Raw genomic sequence first — 2,579 nt, 5'->3', positions numbered from 1 at the left:
CCCAGCTCGCGGCGGGCTCGGTGGAGGCCGCGAAGGCGACCCTCGCCTCCGCCCCGGCGGCCGCTGCGAAGGACGCCGCCATCGTCGCCGTGGAGGCCCAGATCGCGCTCGCCGAGAAGGCCGCCGCGGTGGGCGACCTCGCGCCGCTGGAGGCGCGCATCGCCGCCGACCCGGCCGACCATCAGGCCCGGTTCGATCTGGCGGTCGGCCTCGCCGCCGCTGGCTACGGCCGGGAGGCGCTTGATCACCTGCTGGAGATCGTGAAGCGCGACCGCAGCTGGAACGAGGACGGCGCCCGCAAGGAGCTGGTGAAGCTGTTCGAGGCCTGGGGGCCGAAGGACGAAAACACCGTCGCCGGCCGAAAGCGCCTGTCGTCGCTGCTGTTCTCGTGACAGGATGAGGCGGCCATGGCCTCCAACGTCATCTACCACAAGCTCGACGAACTGCCGGCCACGATCCCGGTGTTCCCGCTCCGCGCCGCGCTGCTGCTGCCGCGCGGGGAGATGCCGCTCAACATCTTCGAGCCGCGCTATCTGGCGCTGATCGAGGACGCCATCCGCGGCCACCGCGTCATCGGCCTGATCCAGCCGGAGCCCGAAGCGGACGAGGACGCGGAACGCCCCGCGCTCGTCCAGATCGGCTGCGCCGGCCGGCTCACCGCCTTCGCGGAGACCGGCGACGGCCGCTACCTGATCACGCTGACCGGCGTCACTCGCTTCCGCGTGGCGGAGGAGCTGGTGGTGACCACGCCCTATCGGCAGGTCCGCCCGGCCTATGACGAATTCGCGCTCGACCTCGCCCCCGGCGAGGGGCAGGACGAGGTGGACCGCGAGGCCCTGCTCAGGACCCTGAAGGACTATCTCTCCGCCAACGACCTCGAGGCGGACTGGGACGGCATCCGCCGCGCGCCCAACGAGGCGCTGGTGAACGCGCTCGCCATGATGAGCCCGTTCGGCCCGCGCGAGAAGCAAGCCCTGCTCGAAGCTCCGGATCTCAAGGCCCGCGCGGAGATCCTGGTCGCCGTGACCGAAATGGAGCTGGCCCGCGCGCGCGGCGACGCGAGTTCCGCCCTGCAATGACCGACGCTCACGACGACGCCCACCGCCGCCACGCCGGCGTGGACCCGAAGCTGCTGGAGATCCTGGTCTGCCCGCTGACCAAGGCGACGCTGACCTACGACGCCGAACGCCAGGAGCTGATCTCCCGGCCGGCCAAGCTCGCCTACCCGATCCGCGACGGCATCCCGATCATGCTCCCCGACGAGGCCCGCCCGATCGAGGGCTGACGGGGCTCTAAAGGGCCGAACGTGGAGCCGACGCAGCGGCCCTCTTTCCTTGTCCCGGACTTGATCCGGGACCCATTAACGCCGCCGCGTGACAACAACGCGCCCCGGCCGACGCGCTTTTTCCGGAAACACCAGAGGGTCTGGGTCCCGGCTCAAGGCCGGGACAAGGGCCACCGCTTTTCTGCGCAGGACGGCGCACGTCATCCTTGCGACCGAGGCGGCTCACCAGACGCAGCGCCCTCTTTTCTTGTCCCGGACTTGATCCGGGACCCATTAACGCCGCCGCGTGAGAACAACGCGCCCCGTCCGAAGCGCCTTTTCCGGAAAAACCAGAGGGTCTGGGTCCCGGCTCAAGGCCGGGACAAGTGGGGTGCGCTTTTCTCTACGGAACGGCGCACGTCATCCTTGCGACCGAGGCGGCTCACCGGACGCAGCGGCCCTCTTCCCTTGTCCCGGACTTGATCCGGGACCCATTAACGCCGCCGCGTGAAAACAACGCGCCCCGTCCGAAGCGCCTTTTCCGGAAAAACCAGAGGGTCTGGGTCCCGGCTCAAGGCCGGGACAAGAGCTTGCGGCTTTCTGGGTCGGGGGAAGCACGGCGCGGTTTCGGCTGTCTCCCGGCTCAAGGCCGGGACAAGGAGGTTCGGCGACGCCCGAACAGGCGCTAAGCTGCGTCCCGCGCGGGCGGCCTTCGTCGCCGACGCTTGGGGGATGAGGTTCGGCATGAACGTGATCGTCGGTCTGTTCGTCGGTCTGCTGGCCGTCGTCGCCCTCACGCGCTTTGCGGCGCGGGAGCCGGGCGCGGTCACGCCGGACAGTTTTGGGGACAACCGCAGCGGGGACGGCGATGGCGACGGGGGAGGGGACGGCGGGGGGGACTGAGCCCCGTCAGACCGCGGCCGCCTCGCCCGCGATGGCGCGCCAGAGCTCGGCCACCGACAGCGGCTTCGTCACCACGTCGTCCGCGCCCGCGGCGAGGAACGCCGCGATCTCGTGCGGAAAGGCCCGCGCGGTGACGCCGACGACGCGGACGTCGCCGTGGGGCGCGGGCAGGGCGCGGATGGCGCGGGTGGCGTCCAGCCCGTCCAGCGTCGGCATGGTGGCGTCCATCAGCACCAGATCGTAGCCGCCGGCGGACACGGCCGCGAGCGCCTCGGCGCCGTCGCCCGCCATGTCGAAGGCGAGCTCGAAATGCTCCAGCAGCGTGGCGATGACCCGGCGGTTGACCGCATTGTCCTCCGCCACCAGCACCCGCCGCGGGCGGACCGCGGGCGCGGGCCGGCGCGGGGTCGCG

At 71.2% G+C, this 2,579-nt stretch carries 5 protein-coding genes; 4 read left to right on the top strand and 1 reads right to left on the bottom strand.

Going from position 1 to position 2,579, the window contains the following annotated elements:
- The 4 genes from ACFQ4O_RS16680 to ACFQ4O_RS16665 form a co-directional block, all read left to right on the top strand.
- On the top strand, positions 1-392 hold a 392-nt coding region (locus tag ACFQ4O_RS16680), incomplete at its 5' end, for a tetratricopeptide repeat protein (protein WP_378777371.1).
- 15 nt (positions 393-407) lie between these two features.
- Positions 408-1,079, top strand: a complete 672-nt coding sequence (locus ACFQ4O_RS16675; RefSeq protein WP_378777369.1) for an LON peptidase substrate-binding domain-containing protein — start codon at positions 408-410, stop codon at positions 1,077-1,079.
- Positions 1,076-1,285, top strand: a complete 210-nt coding sequence (locus tag ACFQ4O_RS16670; protein ID WP_378777367.1) for a Trm112 family protein — start codon at positions 1,076-1,078, stop codon at positions 1,283-1,285. Before ACFQ4O_RS16675 ends, ACFQ4O_RS16670 begins: the two co-directional genes overlap by 4 nt.
- A gap of 723 nt (positions 1,286-2,008) precedes the next feature.
- Entirely contained in the window at positions 2,009-2,167 is a 159-nt protein-coding gene (locus ACFQ4O_RS16665) for a hypothetical protein (RefSeq protein ID WP_378777365.1), read from the top strand.
- Positions 2,168-2,173: 6 nt separating this feature from the next.
- Here ACFQ4O_RS16665 and ACFQ4O_RS16660 read toward each other — a convergent pair.
- Positions 2,174-2,579 (bottom strand): response regulator (locus tag ACFQ4O_RS16660; protein ID WP_378777363.1); only part of this gene is annotated, 406 nt, incomplete at its 5' end.

Origin of the sequence: Methylopila musalis (assembly GCF_042679725.1) — a bacterium.
GTDB lineage: Bacteria > Pseudomonadota > Alphaproteobacteria > Rhizobiales > Methylopilaceae > Methylopila > Methylopila musalis.
The sequence above is the reverse complement of the archived record's forward strand: the minus strand, read 5'-3'. Positions and strand labels throughout refer to the sequence as shown.